This window comes from uncultured Psychrobacter sp., from assembly GCF_947488565.1.
In the GTDB taxonomy this organism is placed as follows: Bacteria; Pseudomonadota; Gammaproteobacteria; order Pseudomonadales; family Moraxellaceae; genus Psychrobacter; species Psychrobacter saeujeotis.
Window position 1 is genome coordinate 610,456 of record NZ_CANKZC010000002.1, and the last position, 15,779, is coordinate 626,234.

12 protein-coding genes are annotated in these 15,779 nt (G+C 41.6%); 10 read left to right on the forward strand and 2 right to left on the reverse strand.

Annotated features, from left to right (window positions below):
- Positions 1-105 precede the first annotated feature (105 nt).
- Complete coding sequence (gene dnaA / locus Q0890_RS06870) at positions 106-1,551, reverse strand: chromosomal replication initiator protein DnaA (RefSeq protein ID WP_299218861.1); 1,446 nt, start codon at positions 1,549-1,551, stop codon at positions 106-108.
- Positions 1,552-2,141: 590 nt separating this feature from the next.
- Here dnaA and rpmH point away from each other — a divergent pair.
- The 8 genes from rpmH to Q0890_RS06910 all read left to right on the forward strand — a co-directional run bounded on the left by rpmH (position 2,142) and on the right by Q0890_RS06910 (position 9,657).
- Complete coding sequence (gene rpmH, locus Q0890_RS06875) at positions 2,142-2,276, forward strand: 50S ribosomal protein L34 (protein ID WP_007394757.1); 135 nt, start codon at positions 2,142-2,144, stop codon at positions 2,274-2,276.
- 186 nt (positions 2,277-2,462) lie between these two features.
- Positions 2,463-2,834 (forward strand): ribonuclease P protein component, encoded by a 372-nt coding sequence (rnpA, locus tag Q0890_RS06880; RefSeq protein ID WP_299218863.1) that lies wholly within the window; start codon positions 2,463-2,465, stop codon positions 2,832-2,834.
- Between the two features lies 1 nt (position 2,835).
- Entirely contained in the window at positions 2,836-3,210 is a 375-nt protein-coding gene (yidD, locus tag Q0890_RS06885) for a membrane protein insertion efficiency factor YidD (protein ID WP_299218865.1), read from the forward strand.
- Positions 3,211-3,426: 216 nt separating this feature from the next.
- On the forward strand, positions 3,427-5,106 hold the full coding sequence (gene yidC, locus Q0890_RS06890) for a membrane protein insertase YidC (protein ID WP_299218867.1): 1,680 nt from the start codon (positions 3,427-3,429) through the stop codon (positions 5,104-5,106).
- A 229-nt stretch (positions 5,107-5,335) separates the two neighbouring features.
- A complete protein-coding gene (mnmE, locus tag Q0890_RS06895; RefSeq protein ID WP_299219021.1) occupies positions 5,336-6,772 on the forward strand; it encodes a tRNA uridine-5-carboxymethylaminomethyl(34) synthesis GTPase MnmE in 1,437 nt (478 codons plus the stop codon).
- A 111-nt stretch (positions 6,773-6,883) separates the two neighbouring features.
- Positions 6,884-7,342 carry a transcriptional regulator NrdR gene (gene nrdR / locus Q0890_RS06900; RefSeq protein ID WP_058369796.1) on the forward strand — a complete coding sequence of 153 codons (459 nt, stop codon included), beginning with the start codon at positions 6,884-6,886 and terminating at the stop codon, positions 7,340-7,342.
- A 163-nt stretch (positions 7,343-7,505) separates the two neighbouring features.
- Complete coding sequence (gene ribD, locus Q0890_RS06905) at positions 7,506-8,561, forward strand: bifunctional diaminohydroxyphosphoribosylaminopyrimidine deaminase/5-amino-6-(5-phosphoribosylamino)uracil reductase RibD (RefSeq protein WP_299218868.1); 1,056 nt, start codon at positions 7,506-7,508, stop codon at positions 8,559-8,561.
- Positions 8,562-8,982: 421 nt separating this feature from the next.
- On the forward strand, positions 8,983-9,657 hold the full coding sequence (locus tag Q0890_RS06910; protein ID WP_299218870.1) for a riboflavin synthase: 675 nt from the start codon (positions 8,983-8,985) through the stop codon (positions 9,655-9,657).
- A 74-nt stretch (positions 9,658-9,731) separates the two neighbouring features.
- Here Q0890_RS06910 and Q0890_RS06915 read toward each other — a convergent pair whose 3' ends face one another.
- The gene (locus Q0890_RS06915; RefSeq protein ID WP_299218872.1) at positions 9,732-12,590 is read right to left on the reverse strand and encodes a response regulator; all 2,859 of its coding nucleotides are present in this window, start codon (positions 12,588-12,590) and stop codon (positions 9,732-9,734) included.
- A gap of 490 nt (positions 12,591-13,080) precedes the next feature.
- Between Q0890_RS06915 and fmt the strand changes: the two genes are divergently transcribed.
- Positions 13,081-14,127: a methionyl-tRNA formyltransferase gene (gene fmt, locus Q0890_RS06920; RefSeq protein WP_299218874.1), complete on the forward strand. Its 1,047-nt coding sequence runs from the start codon at positions 13,081-13,083 to the stop codon at positions 14,125-14,127.
- A gap of 40 nt (positions 14,128-14,167) precedes the next feature.
- Positions 14,168-15,766 (forward strand): transcription antitermination factor NusB, encoded by a 1,599-nt coding sequence (locus Q0890_RS06925; RefSeq protein WP_299218876.1) that lies wholly within the window; start codon positions 14,168-14,170, stop codon positions 15,764-15,766.
- The last annotated feature ends 13 nt before the right edge of the window (positions 15,767-15,779 follow it).

A 15,779-nucleotide genomic window follows, 5' to 3' on the forward strand; every position in this document is an offset into this window, starting at 1 on the left:
AATAATACCTTGTCTACTGGCTATAATCCATCAACTATCTGTGCGCTTATCCGCTCAATATTATAAACCATATCCCCCGACTAAAACATAGTGATACTAAACGATCTATGCCGCCTGTAACATTAATGCAAGTGTTTTATAGTCCTTATCAAAAGCAGGGTCAGCTGCGCGCAGTTGGTTGACCTTATCACAAGCATGCATGACCGTTGTATGGTCGCGTCCACCAAATGACTGCCCAATCTCAGGAAAGCTATCGCCCGTGAGCTCACGTGCTAGCGCCATGGCGATTTGACGCGGTCTTGCAATACTACGCGTACGTTTACGTCCCATGATATCTTTCACTGTAACGTCATAATATTCTGCAACCACTTTACGGATGTTGTCCATATTGACGGATTGTACTCGCATTGCCACGATATCTTTTAGTGCATATTGCACCATCTCAAGAGTAATCGGTGCACCAGTTAAATTGGCATTAGCAAATACCTGATTTAAAGCACCTTCTAAACGCCTCACATTAGAAACCACATTTTGAGCGATAAACAGTGCGCACTCTTTAGGAAGTGTCATGCCATAAGATGCTGCCTTCTTCTGCAAGATTTGCATACGAGTATCGATTTCGGGGGGATCAACAGCTACGGTCAGCCCCCAAGAAAAGCGTGATCTAAAGCGTTCATCAAACTCCGTCATTTGTGATGGATGACGATCAGAAGCCAAAATCAGCTGCTTATCACCACTAGTAAAGTCAGCAAATAACGTTAAAAACTCGTTACTACTTTTCGTTTTTCCAGCCAATACATGAATATCATCTACAATTAATAAATCAACTTTTTTTATTTTCTTTTTAAAATCTTCTATTTTATTATTTCTTAATGAATAAACTAATTGGTTAATAAATTTTTCAGAAGTAAAATAATAAAAACTTCTATTATTTTTTAAATAGCGATGAGCAACAGAATGCATTAAATGAGTTTTTCCCAATCCTGAAGGACCGTAAATAAATAAAGGATTATGACGATTCTTTGATTGGCGCTTGCTGAGCTCATAACATGCTTTATAAGCTAAATTATTAGATTTACCAGTCACAAAGGTCTCGAAGGTAAAATCTGGATTAAGGTAACTCAACGACTTGGCGTCAGTAGAATGAACCAATTCGGTATGGCGCATATTAGCGTCAATATCTGCTTTAGCGATACGATGATGTGTGTTTTCAGAATCATAACTTGGCAGGGTAGGGGAGGGACCTTCTGCTACCAACAAGGAGTCTGGCTGTGCCTGATTACTATCAGCTGGCTCGCGACCAGCATTATCAACACGTACAACAACTTCTTCGATACTGCCTTGGCTATGTTTAGCAACTAACTGTTGAATGTCATGCAGATGGTTTTTTTTGATGTATGTGACGAAATAGTCGTTAGGTGCAAGAATTATTAGCGTTTGTGCTTCTTGCTGTGCCGATAGCGGTCTTAACCACATAGTAAAAACGTTATCTTTGACATGATAACGTAAGTCGTTCAAACACTTATCCCAAATAGCTGCTGTATCCATCATGAAAAGTAAACGCCCCATATTCTAAATTTAACAAGTATCATTTGACTCGTTGATAATAAAAACAGCCTGTAGTTACTGCTTAAAAAATGATGACATGAAACAACCGAATAATCACTCATCAAACTAGGACACAATCTAACATAAATAGCCTGTGGATAACATCATGTTTTTTGTGGATAAGATTGTGGACAGTATTGTGGATAAGTTTATATCTCAAGTTATCCCTATTTCACCCACAGGTTATCCACAGGGTTACCCATAAGCTAGTTCATTGATAAAAATCAATAAATCTTAGTTAACCACAGAAAATACGCCTCCCAATAACAACAATACTTATATATATTAATTAATAATTATTATAGAACCGAAGGAATTCTGTGGATAACTTTTCATCTAGTACATAAGACAACTCTTTTCTAGGTATTCTTCTGACAAAGAATTTTGTATTCTTCTGACAAAGAATTTTTCTAAATAATCAGTTATTAGTTCAATAAACAAGACTGAATAAATTAGTTTATTGACCAAGGTATAATGCAGTGGTATAATCCTGCGTTATTACGAATTTAGTCCATTATTTTGATAGGTGAGTTATGAAACGTACATTCCAACCAAGCGTGATCAAGCGTAAACGTACTCACGGTTTCCGTGCCCGTATGGCAACTAAAAAAGGTCGTCAAGTTTTAGCTCGTCGCCGCGCTAAAGGACGTCATCGCCTTACTGTATAATCAGAATACTGCGATGAGCATGGTTTATAGTGCTTGTTGTGTTTCTATTATTTATAGATTGCGATAGTCAATCATCACAACTGACACTTAGCCATATATTAAAAGCGCCCATATCGGCGCTTTTTTTATTTCTATACTTTGTTATTCTCTCTACTAACATTATTAGTTCTCATACAGGGTTGTACTATGTCCAATACTGTCTCAACGACGCCTAATGCCTGCTTCACTAAAGAGCAGCGTCTACTAACGCCTATAGCCTTCCGCGAGGTTTTTGATGCGCCTGAACGTAAGCTCCATCAAGCCCACTTAATGGCCTTTATACGTCCTAATACGAACGAGCAACCACGCATAGGGATGGCCATTACTAAGCGTAAAGTACCTACAGCAGTCACACGAAATTTAATTAAACGCCAAATTCGCGAACAGTTTCGATTAAAATATTCAAAGTTGGAAAATAAAGATATTGTTTTTATTGTTAAAAAATCTGTTAAAGATTTAAGTAATAAAGAATTAAAGAATGAGATAAATAATATTTTTAAAAAAATAGAAAAAAAATAAAATGAGTTTTATATTAAAAAATAAAAATAACTTTATTTATAAACTTTTATTTACTTTAATTGTTTTCTATCAAAAAGTAATAAGTCCAATACTGCCTGCCCGTTGCCGGTATTACCCAACATGTTCTAACTATGGCAAGCAAGCTCTAGAATGGCATGGGGTTCGATCTGGTAGTTGGCTACTGTTAAAACGTATTGGAAGTTGTCATCCTTTGGGTGGACATGGTGTCGATTTTGTACCGCTACCTTTGTCTTCTTACTACTATCAATATGTGCCCGCTACTACCCTAGCTACCGTTAGTTTTCAGGGTATTTATGTCTATAAAGATCGTAAAAGTTATGTTTCTCGTTTAAACCATATGATGAAGCTAATGTAGTTTTTGTCATTGATAAACCATCTGTGGATATCTATTTAGTTACCCACAAGTTATCCACACTCTTGGTATCATTTAGAGTGGTTTTTTAGTAAAATGATGAACATTTTATGTGATTGACTGCTGATACTGCTGCTCAAGGTATGAGTTAATACTATGCGGCGGTCATAACACATGCCTGATTTTTTATTCCCTAATTTTTTAATCTAGGAAAGGTTTATGCAAAAGATATTTCGGGTGATGATCATCATTGCGATGTTAATCACCGCTTATCTGCTGATTCTGGCATGGCGAGATGATTATGCTAATGAGCCAGCTGTAGACACGGTATCAGAAACAGCAACGTCGGTCGGTGCTGACATTCCCTCTACAAGTGGTGCAGCAGGTGACATACCAGTACAGACACTACCTGTTGACTCTGGTGCTGTGACTACGACACCTGCCAAAAATGCAGGATTAATCACAGTTACAACTGACCGCTATGACATCAAAATCAATCCAGAAGGTGGTGATATCGTCTATGCTGCTTTAAAGCAGTATGATGCCACGCTTGATAGTGATGAGCCTTTCGTACTATTAGAAAATAACGGCAATCGTGTATATGTGGCTCAGTCTGGTCTGATTGGTCAAGATGGTATTGATACCGCTGAAGGACGTGCAACTTATAGCCATACTGCAAATAATTATGTGATGGAAGCGGGCCAACAAACCTTGTCGGTACCGCTTACTTATAAAAAAGATGGCGTGACAATCACCAAAACCTTTACTTTTACGCAAGATAAATATCCGATTGATGTTAGCTATCAGATTCAAAACGCTTCTGCGAATGCCTGGCAAGGACAGATGTTCGCGCAGTTGAAGCGTGATGACAGTAAAGATCCTGGTATGTCTGATAAGGGTGCGCTTAGCATGGCAACTTATCTAGGCGGTGCTTGGGGTACACCTGATGATCCTTACAATAAGCTAAAATTCAAGAACTTTAGTGACGAGCTGTCAGTGACTAGTGATGATGGCTGGGTCGGTATCGTGCAGCATTATTTTGTCTCTGCATGGACACCTGAGAATTTTACCGGCAAGTTCTTTAGTCGTGAAACTGGTAACGATTACTTTATCGGATTTAACAGTCAACCTGTCAATGTTGGACCGAACAAGCAAGCGACCTTGAATGCGACGTTATATTCAGGACCAAAAGTACAATCTGAGCTTAAGGACGTAGCAATAGGTCTAAATCAGACGGTTGATTATGGTTTGTTATGGCCAATATCAAAGATACTTTTTGCTATTTTGGATGGTATCCACAAAATTATTGGCAACTGGGGTTGGTCAATTATTGTACTGACTATCTTGGTTAAGTTTGCCTTAATGTGGTTCTCAAATAAGAGCTACTATTCAATGGCGAAGATGCGTGCCATTGCTCCAAGATTAGCGGCGCTGAAAGAAGAGCATGGCGACGATCGAATGAAAATGTCGCAAGAAATGATGGGCATTTATAAAGAAGAAAAAGTCAATCCAATGGCAGGTTGTTTACCAATATTGATGCAAATGCCAATCTTCTTAGCTTTATATTGGGTATTGGTCGAAAGTGTTGAGCTACGTCATGCGCCATGGATACTGTGGATTCAAGATCTCTCAGCGATGGATCCTTGGTTTATCTTACCACTGCTGATGGGTGCTTCTATGTTTATACAGCAGCAGCTAAACCCACAGCCAGCGGATCCTATGCAAGCAAAAGTAATGAAATTTTTGCCGATTATCTTTACCGCTTTCATGCTATTCTTCCCAGCAGGTCTAGTATTGTATTGGACGGTGAACAACTTGTTTAGTATGACGCATCAGTACATTGTGAATAAAAAGGTAGAAGAAGAACAGAAACAGCGTACTGTTAAAGTACTTGATTAGTTTGAATAACAGTCTTTGAATAAAAAAACCATCGTGCAAACGGTGGTTTTTTTTATAGGTAATTTATTTATAATATTTTTTGCTGGTAGGTAAGCAGAACGCTGATACAGCGTCATAAAAGCTCAAACATATACCCTGCATTAGGATATAAAGTTTGTTTTGTCAGTCTGCCTTCAGCCGTCTATAATGGAGCTTTTAGCTATTGAGAGTAACTGTGGATTCCTTAGAGATGGCGTTAGCCGTACCTGATTCATCTGAAAAGCCTAACTCATCTGGATTGGCCACGATTGCCGCGATTGCCACACCACTTGGGCGTGGCGGCGTCGGTGTGATACGGCTATCAGGTGCGCGTGCTTATGACATTGCTTGTCAGCTCACAGGCAAGACAGCGTTTACTCCGCGCATGGCCAGTTTTTGTCGGTTTTATCAGGCAGATGACACTATCATCGATGAAGGGTTGGTACTGTACTTTAAAGGCCCGCATTCGTTCACTGGTGAAGATGTGATTGAGTTGCAAGGGCATGGTGGCATGATTTTGCAAAACCAGCTGCTTGCTCGCGTGTTTGAACTGGGTGCCAAACAGGCCAGTGCAGGAGAGTTTTCTTATCGCGCTTTTGACAATGATAAATTAGATCTGGTGCAAGCAGAAGCGATTGCTGATGCTATTGATGCCACGAGCGCGGCGGCGGCGAGTAGTGCCATTCGTTCGCTAAGCGGGGAGTTTTCGCAAAAGATCAATCAGCTATTAGAGCAGCTTATTCATCTGCGTCTGCACGTTGAAGCCGCCATCGACTTCCCTGATGAAGAGGACGTTGACTTTTTATCTGATGGCGTCATTCAAAACAAGCTTGAACAAACCCAAGATAAAATACAGCAAGTGTTGGCAACGGCAAAACAAGGTCAGCTGTTACGTGATGGGATTCACGTGGTGTTGGCAGGGCGTCCTAATGCTGGCAAATCAAGCTTACTCAATCGTCTGGCAGGGCAGGAGCGCGCCATCGTTACCAATGTGGCAGGCACCACGCGTGATACGCTACAAGAAACCGTCGTGCTAAATGGCCTGACCCTGCATCTCACTGATACCGCAGGACTGCGCGATACCGAAGACACCGTGGAGCGTATTGGTATCGAACGGGCGCGTACCGCTATTAAGCAAGCTGATATGCTACTGATGGTCTATGATGTTACTCGAGATCTTGAAGAAGATACCACACCGTTGCAGCTTGCTGAGCAGTTATTCGGCGAATTACCAGCTACCAAGAAACTATTAATCATTGCCAATAAAAGTGATTTGTTGACTCATAGCAAAGATAAGATAGCGATGACGATCTCGCAAAATGAAATCACTAATCGCGGTTATGAGCAAGTAAATGTTTCATGTGAAACAGGTGCTGGCATTGATACATTAATCGAAGAATTATGTGCTAAAGTCGGCTTCCATCCACCAGAGAATAGCCTCATTGCCCGTACCCGTCATATAGATGCGCTTAGACGGACAGCTGAGTATTTGACAGAAGCGCATGAGCAGCTAATGGTCTTTCAAGCAGGGGAGCTGGTCGCTGAGAGTTTACGCCAAGCGCAATTAAGCTTGGGCGAGATCACTGGTGAGTTTAGTGCTGATGACTTGTTAGGTAAGATATTTGGTAGCTTCTGTATTGGTAAATAAAGCCTTTTATGGGCTAATTGAAGTAGAGCCCTCACTTTTTAAAATCATTAATCAGCAAAAATAACTTTGTCGATAACGCCATCTACTTTGAATAGTAAATAAGGAAACGCTATGCACTGCCCGTACTGTAATGCGTCGGATACCAAAGTGATTGACTCACGTCTGGCAGCAGAGGGTGCGCAAGTGCGTCGCCGCCGCTCGTGCAATAGTTGCCAAGAGCGCTTTACCACCTTTGAGATGGTCGAAGTGGTAATGCCACGTATCATCAAATCGAGTGGCAAAATTGAGCCTTATGATAATGAAAAGCTGCGCCGCTCTATCTTATTGCCGCTACAAAAGCGCCCTATCACCATTGACGAGCAAGAGGCGATGATTAGCCGTATTGAGAAACGTGTTAGACAGATGGGAGAGCGGGAGATTAGTAGTAAGGTCTTGGGCGAGATTATCATGAGTGAGCTGAAAACCTTAGACGATGTCGCTTATGTACGCTTTGCCAGTGTCTATCGTGACTTTCAAGATATTGATGCGTTTCATCAAGAGATTGCCAATATCCGTCCTAATGAAAAATAAGCTATAGTTGATACCAAATAAAATCAATACCTTGTAATGTGAGGTGCAACTGGTATAAGTTTTGCTTGCTGCGTCTACGCTGACAGAGGCTGTAAAAAACTTATACCAGTCTCGTTGTACCGTTTTTATAGTCACACATTCTTTATAAATTAAGCCGATTCTTATGTCTACCTCCAACCACGCGCAAGATGCACAAGACCGCTACTTTATGATGCTGGCGATTGAGCAAGCCAAGCAAGGTTTATACACCACAAGACCCAATCCTGCTGTGGGCTGCGTCATTGTCCAAGCAGGGGTAGTGGTTGGTCAAGGGTTTCATCCCAAGGCAGGCCAGCCACATGCAGAAGTATTTGCGCTTAAAGATGCAAGTGCGCACGCGGTCGGTGCCACCGCCTATGTCACTTTAGAGCCTTGTAGTCATACAGGGCGTACGCCGCCTTGTGCTTTAGGTCTGATAAAGGCAGGCGTACAGCGCGTAGTAATTGCAGGTCTAGACCCGAACCCGCAAGTAGCGGGACGCGGTGTAAAGCTGTTAGAGCAGGCTGGTATCGATGTGACAGTGGGCGTACTGACAGAACAAGCAGAAGGATTAAACCGCGGGTTTTTAAAGGCGATGCGTACTCAAATGCCCTACGTTCGGCTTAAGATTGCCACCAGTCTTGATGGTCGCACCGCGATGGCGACAGGAGAGTCAAAATGGATTACCTCGACAGCAGCTCGCGAGGATGTACAAAAACTTCGCGCCCTAAGTGGTGCGATTGTCACTGGTAGTGAGACCGTCATTACTGATGATCCACAACTTAACGTGCGCTCTAGTCAATTGGGTGTGTCAGCTGGGCAAGTACCAGCTCCTATGGTTGTAGTGTTGGATAGGCGTCAACGTTTAGACCATAGTCTGCAGTCCGATTATCAGCTATGCCGCCGTTTGGATACGCTTTATTGGCGCAATGATGATTTGACTGCATTATTAAAAGATTTGGTCAGCGAATATAAATGCTATGACATACTAGTAGAGGCGGGTGCAAGCGTCGCTAGCAGTTTTTTAAGTCAACAACTGGTAGATGAGCTTATTGTTTATCAAGCGCCTTGTTTATTAGGTGAAAAGGCACGGCCGATGGTTGCTTTTAATCCATTATCTTTATCCGAGCAGCTGCGTTTTAAAATAAGCTGTCATGAGCAGCTTGGCCCTGATCTTAAATTGACCTTATATCCTTTATGAGTCATAAGTTATAAACAATTTATCCACAGCTGTAGACAGTTATGATCGAAGCACGGTATTTATAATAACCCTATAGAGGAGTTTATTGTTTCACATGAAACTGTGTATAACTTTGTTTCACATGAAACTATAAATTGAATATTTTAAAATTATATTGAAAATAATATATATAAATCATACACTTACAGTTATTTTGCAAGAAAATCGATATAGTAAAGCTAAAATACTACTTTGTGGATAACTTAGTATAAAAAAGGGTTTTTATTGAGGTATAACTTTATTTATTCTTACTTATCCACAACTTATCCCATCATAGGATTAAAAATAATCAAATTTTCTTAAAGCTTATCTTATATAAACGTACACTAATTAAGCAAAACACGTTGTCAACGACAGCAACACGATAAAACACGAGGTCTATATGTTTACCGGAATTATAGAAAATATCGGAAAAGTAAAGTCTATGCAGCCTACAGGCGGTGATATCCGTCTAACTATAGAGTCGAACGACATGGACTTTAGTGATGTCAAATTGGGCGACTCTATTGCGTCAAATGGGATTTGTTTAACTGTAGTAGAAGTGGGTAGTAATTCTTATTCTGTTGATGTTTCACGTGAAACTATTGCCCGAACAGCTTTAGAAGAGTTAAAAGCAGGTCATATCGTTAATTTGGAGAAAGCCATGTTACCGACCACACGTTTTGGTGGTCATATCGTTGCCGGTCATGTCGATGGGGTAGGACGCGTCAGTAAGCTGCAACAAGACGCGCGCTCTATCTATATTGAAATTGAGATACCTAAAGAGCTGGCGCATTATACTGCGACCAAAGGCTCTATCACCGTTGATGGTATCAGTCTGACGACCAACTTAGTACGTGACAATATCGTTTGCCTCAATATCATTCCGCATACCGCGCAAGTAACCAATATCGCCAAACACTGGCTGGTAGGTAGCAAGGTCAATATTGAGGTAGATATCGTTGCTCGCTATTTGGAGCGTCTGTTAGGCAAGTCGCAAACAGGAAGCATGAGCGCACCAAGCCCGCAAAGTCAAATTACTGAAGATTTTTTGGCTGACAATGGTTTTATGAAATAATCCGTATCGTAGCATCAGGTAACACAGTAGAAAACAATAAAGCCTACTGACAGCTTTTGACGGTGTTAAATAACTTATTCGGCTGTCATTAGGCTTTGCAAGACTGTTTTTAACTTATCTTTATTAATAGGTTTTGCTAAAAAATCATCCATTCCCGCTAGGCGACAAGCTTCGCGATCTTCCTCTGTATTATTTGCAGTTAATGCGACAATGGGAATACTACTCCCTTGCGAGCGTATGACTTGAGTGGCTTGCAAACCATCCATGACTGGCATTCGGCAATCCATAAGAATCAAAGAGATTTGTTGTCGCTGCGCATCAAGTCGTTCTAAGGCTTGTCGACCATTATCTGCCACCAAGCTAGGATAGCCCAACTTATCCAACATCTTACAAGTAATTTTTTGGTTGGTTAGATTGTCATCGACGACTAATATGGTAGGAGCGCTGGCCACCTCTACAGTGCTATTATCCATCGTTGGTTTTTTTGTACTCTCAGAGGTTTTACCAGTATCTTTGTGTTTATGCGAGACGGTTGTAGACTGTGATAAACGGATGAGCTCAGATAACAACAAAGCCACGTCTAAAGGTTTATTCAAAAACCCATCAAACTGATCTAAAAAGGAGGATGGAATACTGCGCTCAGGTTTCATGCTCAATAACAATTTTGGCAAAGAGGTATCGTTCAATAATTTATGAATAACCTGACTTTGTTCACTGTTAACAAGTCTTTGTTGATTACCTATGCTTGGGTCGTCAGTAGCGCCAGTCACGGGCGCTAAGTGAGTGTAGGTTTCATAATACTCATAATCCAACAACAGTATGGGTTGTAAGGTTTTTGCTTCAAGCTCTAGCTGCTCATACAGTTTTTGAGCGGCTTTGTTGTCTAAGTCCGTATAGATACTCACAGGCAATGATAAGTGTGAGCACAAATGCTGGAAAAAGCTTACGCAGATGTCTTGCTCTACAATAACGATAAAACGAATATGCATGAGACTACTATGAAAGTGATAAATAGGCTGATAAGTCGGTTGGTGACAAGGCAGGTAAAGAGCAAAATTGCTACCTACGTCAAGTTCGCTATCTAATTGGATAAACCCGCCCAACAACTGAGCAAAGCTATTAGAAATGGCCAGTCCCAAGCCTGTACCGCCAAAATTTTGGCTGATTTGCCGATTTGCTTGGTTAAAATAAGAAAACAGCTTATCTTGTTCAGACTCTGCGATACCAATGCCAGTATCCTTGACACTAAAACGCATCCACTGATGCTCAGCGCCAGTATTGGTAACGGTATTGGGTAAGCGATTGTCGGGGGCTAAATTTTGATTGCGTGCAATAGTGGTTAAGGTGCGCTTATTATCAGGGCTTGTGATAGAACGCATCTGTTCATAAGTAATAGGCTCTATAACCAGTGCTACATAACCTGATGAGGTGAATTTGGTGGCATTATCTAGTAAATTGAGAAGAATTTGACGTAAACGGTTGCCATCTGTGCTGATATAACGCGGGCTATCGGGCATAAAAAAATACAACAGATTGATACCTTGCCGACGTGCGCTACCAATCATTAAATCGCTAACATGTTGTCCAAGCTTAAAGATATCAGTAGGCTCATTCACGATATCTGCTTTTCCTGCTTTTATCTTTGCCATATCGAGCATATCGTTTAGCATCGCCAGCATTGACTGGCTAGACTGGGTTAACATCGACAGCACCTCTTGCTGCCTTGGCGTTAATCGATGCGCCTCTATCAACCCTAAAGTGCCGATAATAGCGTTCAATGGTGTGCGTAGCTCATGACCAATAATAGACCTAAGCTTGGTAAACTCTTTTATCTGCAGCTGTAATTGTTGGTTTTGCAGGTGCAGGTCATCAGCTTGCGTAATGAGATTATCGATATTATTAAGTATCACTGTAAACCCATGAACTTGTCCATGAGCGCCAAACCATGGAGTAATGTGTAGCTGATAGGCTTGTCTGTCCTCTAGTCCATAAACCAATAGATTACGAGTAACGCGTAGCGTAGAGAGCTTTTGTAGCAGTTGCTGAGTCGCTTTGTCACTGCCGGTCAAAAAATCCGTCAAGCTATAATGGTTATGACGTTGAAAGGCTGTGGTAAAAACTTGCTCAAAACGCTGGTTAAAAAAACTGATGTGACCTTGGCGCATGACCATTAACATTGGTAAAGGGGCTTGATCGACTAGGTGCTCTAGACGCTGATTGAGTGTTTTAATACGGCGATGATGGTCATGAAGCTGATAACTGATGCGGCTTAGGGTATGGCCGAGACGTAAAAACTCAGGAGTGGCTTTTTCTGTGACGAATGGAGGCGGTATATAGGCCTCTTTAGAGCTTATCGCTAAACTGTCCGTATATTGTATCAATTGCTCCCAATTAGTACGGCGTTTAAGCGCATAAAGCAATGCCAAACTAAATAACATAATCGCTGTCATTAGTGGCAACCAAAATCGATAGGATATCCAGCTTATATTGAGAGGTTGGTGACGCAGTACGACATATATCTGATGACTGTTTTCAAGCTTGATTCTACCAGTTAATGTCTCATTATCTATCTGATACGAGCTGTTATTTGTAGTAGATGTTGAGGTAAGCGTAGGAAAAGTCACGCTAGTAAACTCGGCTTCTTGAGGTTGTATGTGATGATAAACATACGTTTGTCCAGACGGCAGCATAAAAGTCAGCTGGTAGCTTATGTCTTGAAAAAAAGGTTTGGTAACGATGTTTTCGATTTCAGTTTCTGTCGGTACGGCGTGATCAATAATCTCATGCTGCAACGCTGCAAACACAACTTGGCTATGCGTTTGGCTCTGAGTTTTGAGCGTCGAAAGCATCATGGCATAGTATAAAGCCAGCATTATTAGCAGCGTCAAAATATAAAAGAAAAGCAGACGTTTTAATGACTGAAACTGTTGCATGTGGGTATGTTCCTATACCTGCGCGACAATACAGTGCGATGGTAAGCTAAAATAATATAATCTATTTATTGGATAGGGCGCTTTGGCCGCGCTATTATCTACAAACCTTTAGGCGTAAGGTAAAGGTTGAGGTATTAGTAAAAAAAGTTAGGTAAAACTTTATAGTAACAAATTTGTTCCTCTTACGGTTATGACAATTATACGAATTTAGATGTTTACTTGAGCTTTAAATTGAACATAGCGTGGCCGTTTGGTTTATCATTTAAACATACTAAACTAACTATCGACTAGCGAATATCAACTAGATAAGTACCTATAAACAGCAAAAGTCACTAGCATAATGTCAACACAGACTAAGTCAAGAGAGTCATTATAAATTAAAGACAACGATAGCTATCTGCAAATGGATAACTCAGCTCACAATTATGGCACAACGCTGTAAACTCACCTATAATGTGACGACCAATCACACAATATATAATATGGTGCTATGACCACAACTAATGCTGTTTCTAATGATAGGATACAAACCAATCGATTGCGCGTGGTGTTTGCAGGTACACCTGAGTTTGCTGCTGCTAGCCTTGAATCACTCATCGCTCAGCAAGAGCAACTTAATATAGACATCGTTGCGGTATATACGCAGCCCGATCGCAAAGCAGGCCGCGGTCAAAAACTATCTGCCTCTGCTGTTAAACAAGTAGCGCTCACTCATAATATTGCCATCGAGCAGCCTGCTACCTTCAAAAAATCCAATACTGAAGGCTTGGCTGCTAGACAGACATTGGCAAGCTATCAGCCTGATATTATGATTGTCGCAGCCTATGGTTTGATTTTGCCTATCGGTGTATTAGATATCCCAACTTATGGTTGTTTAAATATCCATGCTTCACTTCTACCGCGCTGGCGCGGCGCGGCGCCTATTCATCGCGCGTTATTGGCAGGGGATACCAAGACTGGCATTACCATTATGCAAATGGATAAAGGTTTGGATACTGGCGATATGCTCTACAAAGTCAGCTGTACTATCGCTGATGATGATACAGCTGCAAGCTTGCACGACAAATTGGCTGATTTAGGAGCAGCGGCTATCAGCACTGTCCTACAAGATTTGTCGAATTACCAAGCAGAGGCGACTGTACAAGATGACAAGCAAGCCAATTACGCTGAAAAACTGGTAAAAACTGAGGGCGAGATTGATTGGACGCAGTCAGCTAACATTATTGAGCGTCAAATCCGCGGTTTAACGCCTTGGCCAGGCGCTTATACGTTTTTAAACGGTGCGCGCGTAAAAGTATTAAACAGCTTGCCTGCAAACCCATCACAGCAAACCACAGAACCTTCTGGCACTGTTATCAGCGTGGGACGTAAAGCGATTTTAGTCGCTTGTGGTAAAGCGAGTAAAACTGAATCATCAGCCACTACTTTAGCCGTTACTCATTTGCAGTTTGCAGGTGGTAAGCCCGTTAGCGCTGAGCAAATCTGTCATGGCAACCAGCTCGATGATGGTGACCAGTTTGGTCCCGAATTCAATTAATCACTGCAGACGCTCCAATGCGTATAGGATATGAATACTAATGAGACATAACGCAACTGCGTCTAAAAGCACTAACAACCACAATAAACCGTCCAGTAACCTTAAGATGACGGGTAGCGTGCGCGTACGCGTCATTCGCAGCTTACTTGCCATTCAACAGGGTCAGTCACTCTCAAGTGTGCTTGATCCCCTACTAAATAGCTTACACGACGGTGATAAAGGCTTTGCACATGCATTATTATTAACCACGCTGCGTCAATGGCACGCACTTGCAAGGCTACTTGATAGCTTAGCTGACAACCCTATTGATGAGATTGAGGTGCGCACTGCTATTCAAGTGGGTCTTGTACAGCTACTTTACTTAGAGGTAGCTGACCATGCCGCTATTCATGAAACGGTAGAGGCAACCAAAGAAATTGAATTTGCGCGGGCTTCTGGTCTTGTCAATGCGATCCTGCGTAAAGTCGCCAGAAACACCAATAAATTCCGTAAAAAATGCGACAAGAACCACAGTTTGCCCAACTGGCTCGCTTATCAGCTTAAACAAGATTGGAGTGATGAGTATGCAGCGTTGACGCAAGGTTTACGCCAGCCTGCGCCGATGTTTTTGCGTGTGAACACTGCCATTAAATCAACCAGTGAATATCAACAAATACTTACCGATGCCGATATTAGCAACGAGCTGATCGAATTATCAAGCGGTTTACAATTCACTGATACCGTTAAAACTACTACGTCAGTGACTCAAGCATTACGTTTAGAACAAAGCACGGCGGTCAGTTTTTTACCTCAATTTGCAGAAGGTGTGGCGAGTGTACAAGATATGCATGCCCAACTTGCTGCGCCACTGATAGAGCTTGCGCTAGCTAACAAGCTGACCAATGATAATCAGCTAACTGATAAGAATAATCAAAAAGGAGAGAGTAAAGCGTCGACAATCCAATTATTAGATGCTTGTGCCGCCCCAGGTGGCAAACTTGCACATTGGTTAGAGCTGTTAACCGTAGACGATGAGTCATCATTGTTTCATGTGAAACCTAGTGATGGTACAAATAAAACCAATACTATCAAGCTTACAGCGATCGATAACGAAGCTTCACGCATTAAACGTATTCATGAAAATTTAGCGCGTTTAAATTTGCAAAAGGACGATTTAGAAAGCTCAGCCAAGACTGACATCAAGCTTGATATCGTCTGCGCTGATGCGACGACATGGCAAGGTGGTTCTGAATCTAAAAAGCAAAAATCAAACCAAGACCGAGCAGTATTTGATGCTATCTTGTTAGATTCACCTTGTACCGCGACTGGGGTGATTCGTCGTCATCCAGATATTAGCTTATTACGTCACGAAGAAGATATTGCTCAAACAGTACAGTTACAAGCGCAAATTTTAGATAACTTGTGGCCACAAGTAAAAGTAGGCGGCTATTTGCTGTATGTGACTTGCTCAATTTTAAAGCAAGAAAACGTTGAGCAAATGCAAGACTTTACCGCTCGCCATAGTGATGCATCTGCCATCGAATTGACGGAAGCTTGTAACTGGGGTATGGCGCAAGACATTGGTCGTCAGTGTCTACCAATGGATAGCGATGGCGGTGATGGTTTTTATTATGCGCTGCTGCAAAAGTCTGCTCAATAAAATACAATATTCC

Bases quoted from the DNA above. Each gene is read 5' to 3' on its own strand.
- mnmE (WP_299219021.1), top strand. From the start codon at position 5,336: ATGGCGTTAGCCGTACCTGATTCATCTGAAAAGCCTAACTCATCTGGA.
- nrdR (WP_058369796.1), top strand. From the start codon at position 6,884: ATGCACTGCCCGTACTGTAATGCGTCGGATACCAAAGTGATTGACTCA.
- fmt (WP_299218874.1), top strand. From the start codon at position 13,081: ATGACCACAACTAATGCTGTTTCTAATGATAGGATACAAACCAATCGA.
- Q0890_RS06925 (WP_299218876.1), top strand. From the start codon at position 14,168: ATGAGACATAACGCAACTGCGTCTAAAAGCACTAACAACCACAATAAA.
- yidC (WP_299218867.1), top strand. From the start codon at position 3,427: ATGCAAAAGATATTTCGGGTGATGATCATCATTGCGATGTTAATCACC.
- rpmH (WP_007394757.1), top strand. From the start codon at position 2,142: ATGAAACGTACATTCCAACCAAGCGTGATCAAGCGTAAACGTACTCAC.
- ribD (WP_299218868.1), top strand. From the start codon at position 7,506: ATGTCTACCTCCAACCACGCGCAAGATGCACAAGACCGCTACTTTATG.
- dnaA (WP_299218861.1), bottom strand. From the start codon at position 1,551: ATGATGGATACAGCAGCTATTTGGGATAAGTGTTTGAACGACTTACGT.
- Q0890_RS06915 (WP_299218872.1), bottom strand. From the start codon at position 12,590: ATGCAACAGTTTCAGTCATTAAAACGTCTGCTTTTCTTTTATATTTTG.
- yidD (WP_299218865.1), top strand. From the start codon at position 2,836: ATGAGTTTTATATTAAAAAATAAAAATAACTTTATTTATAAACTTTTA.
- Q0890_RS06910 (WP_299218870.1), top strand. From the start codon at position 8,983: ATGTTTACCGGAATTATAGAAAATATCGGAAAAGTAAAGTCTATGCAG.
- rnpA (WP_299218863.1), top strand. From the start codon at position 2,463: ATGTCCAATACTGTCTCAACGACGCCTAATGCCTGCTTCACTAAAGAG.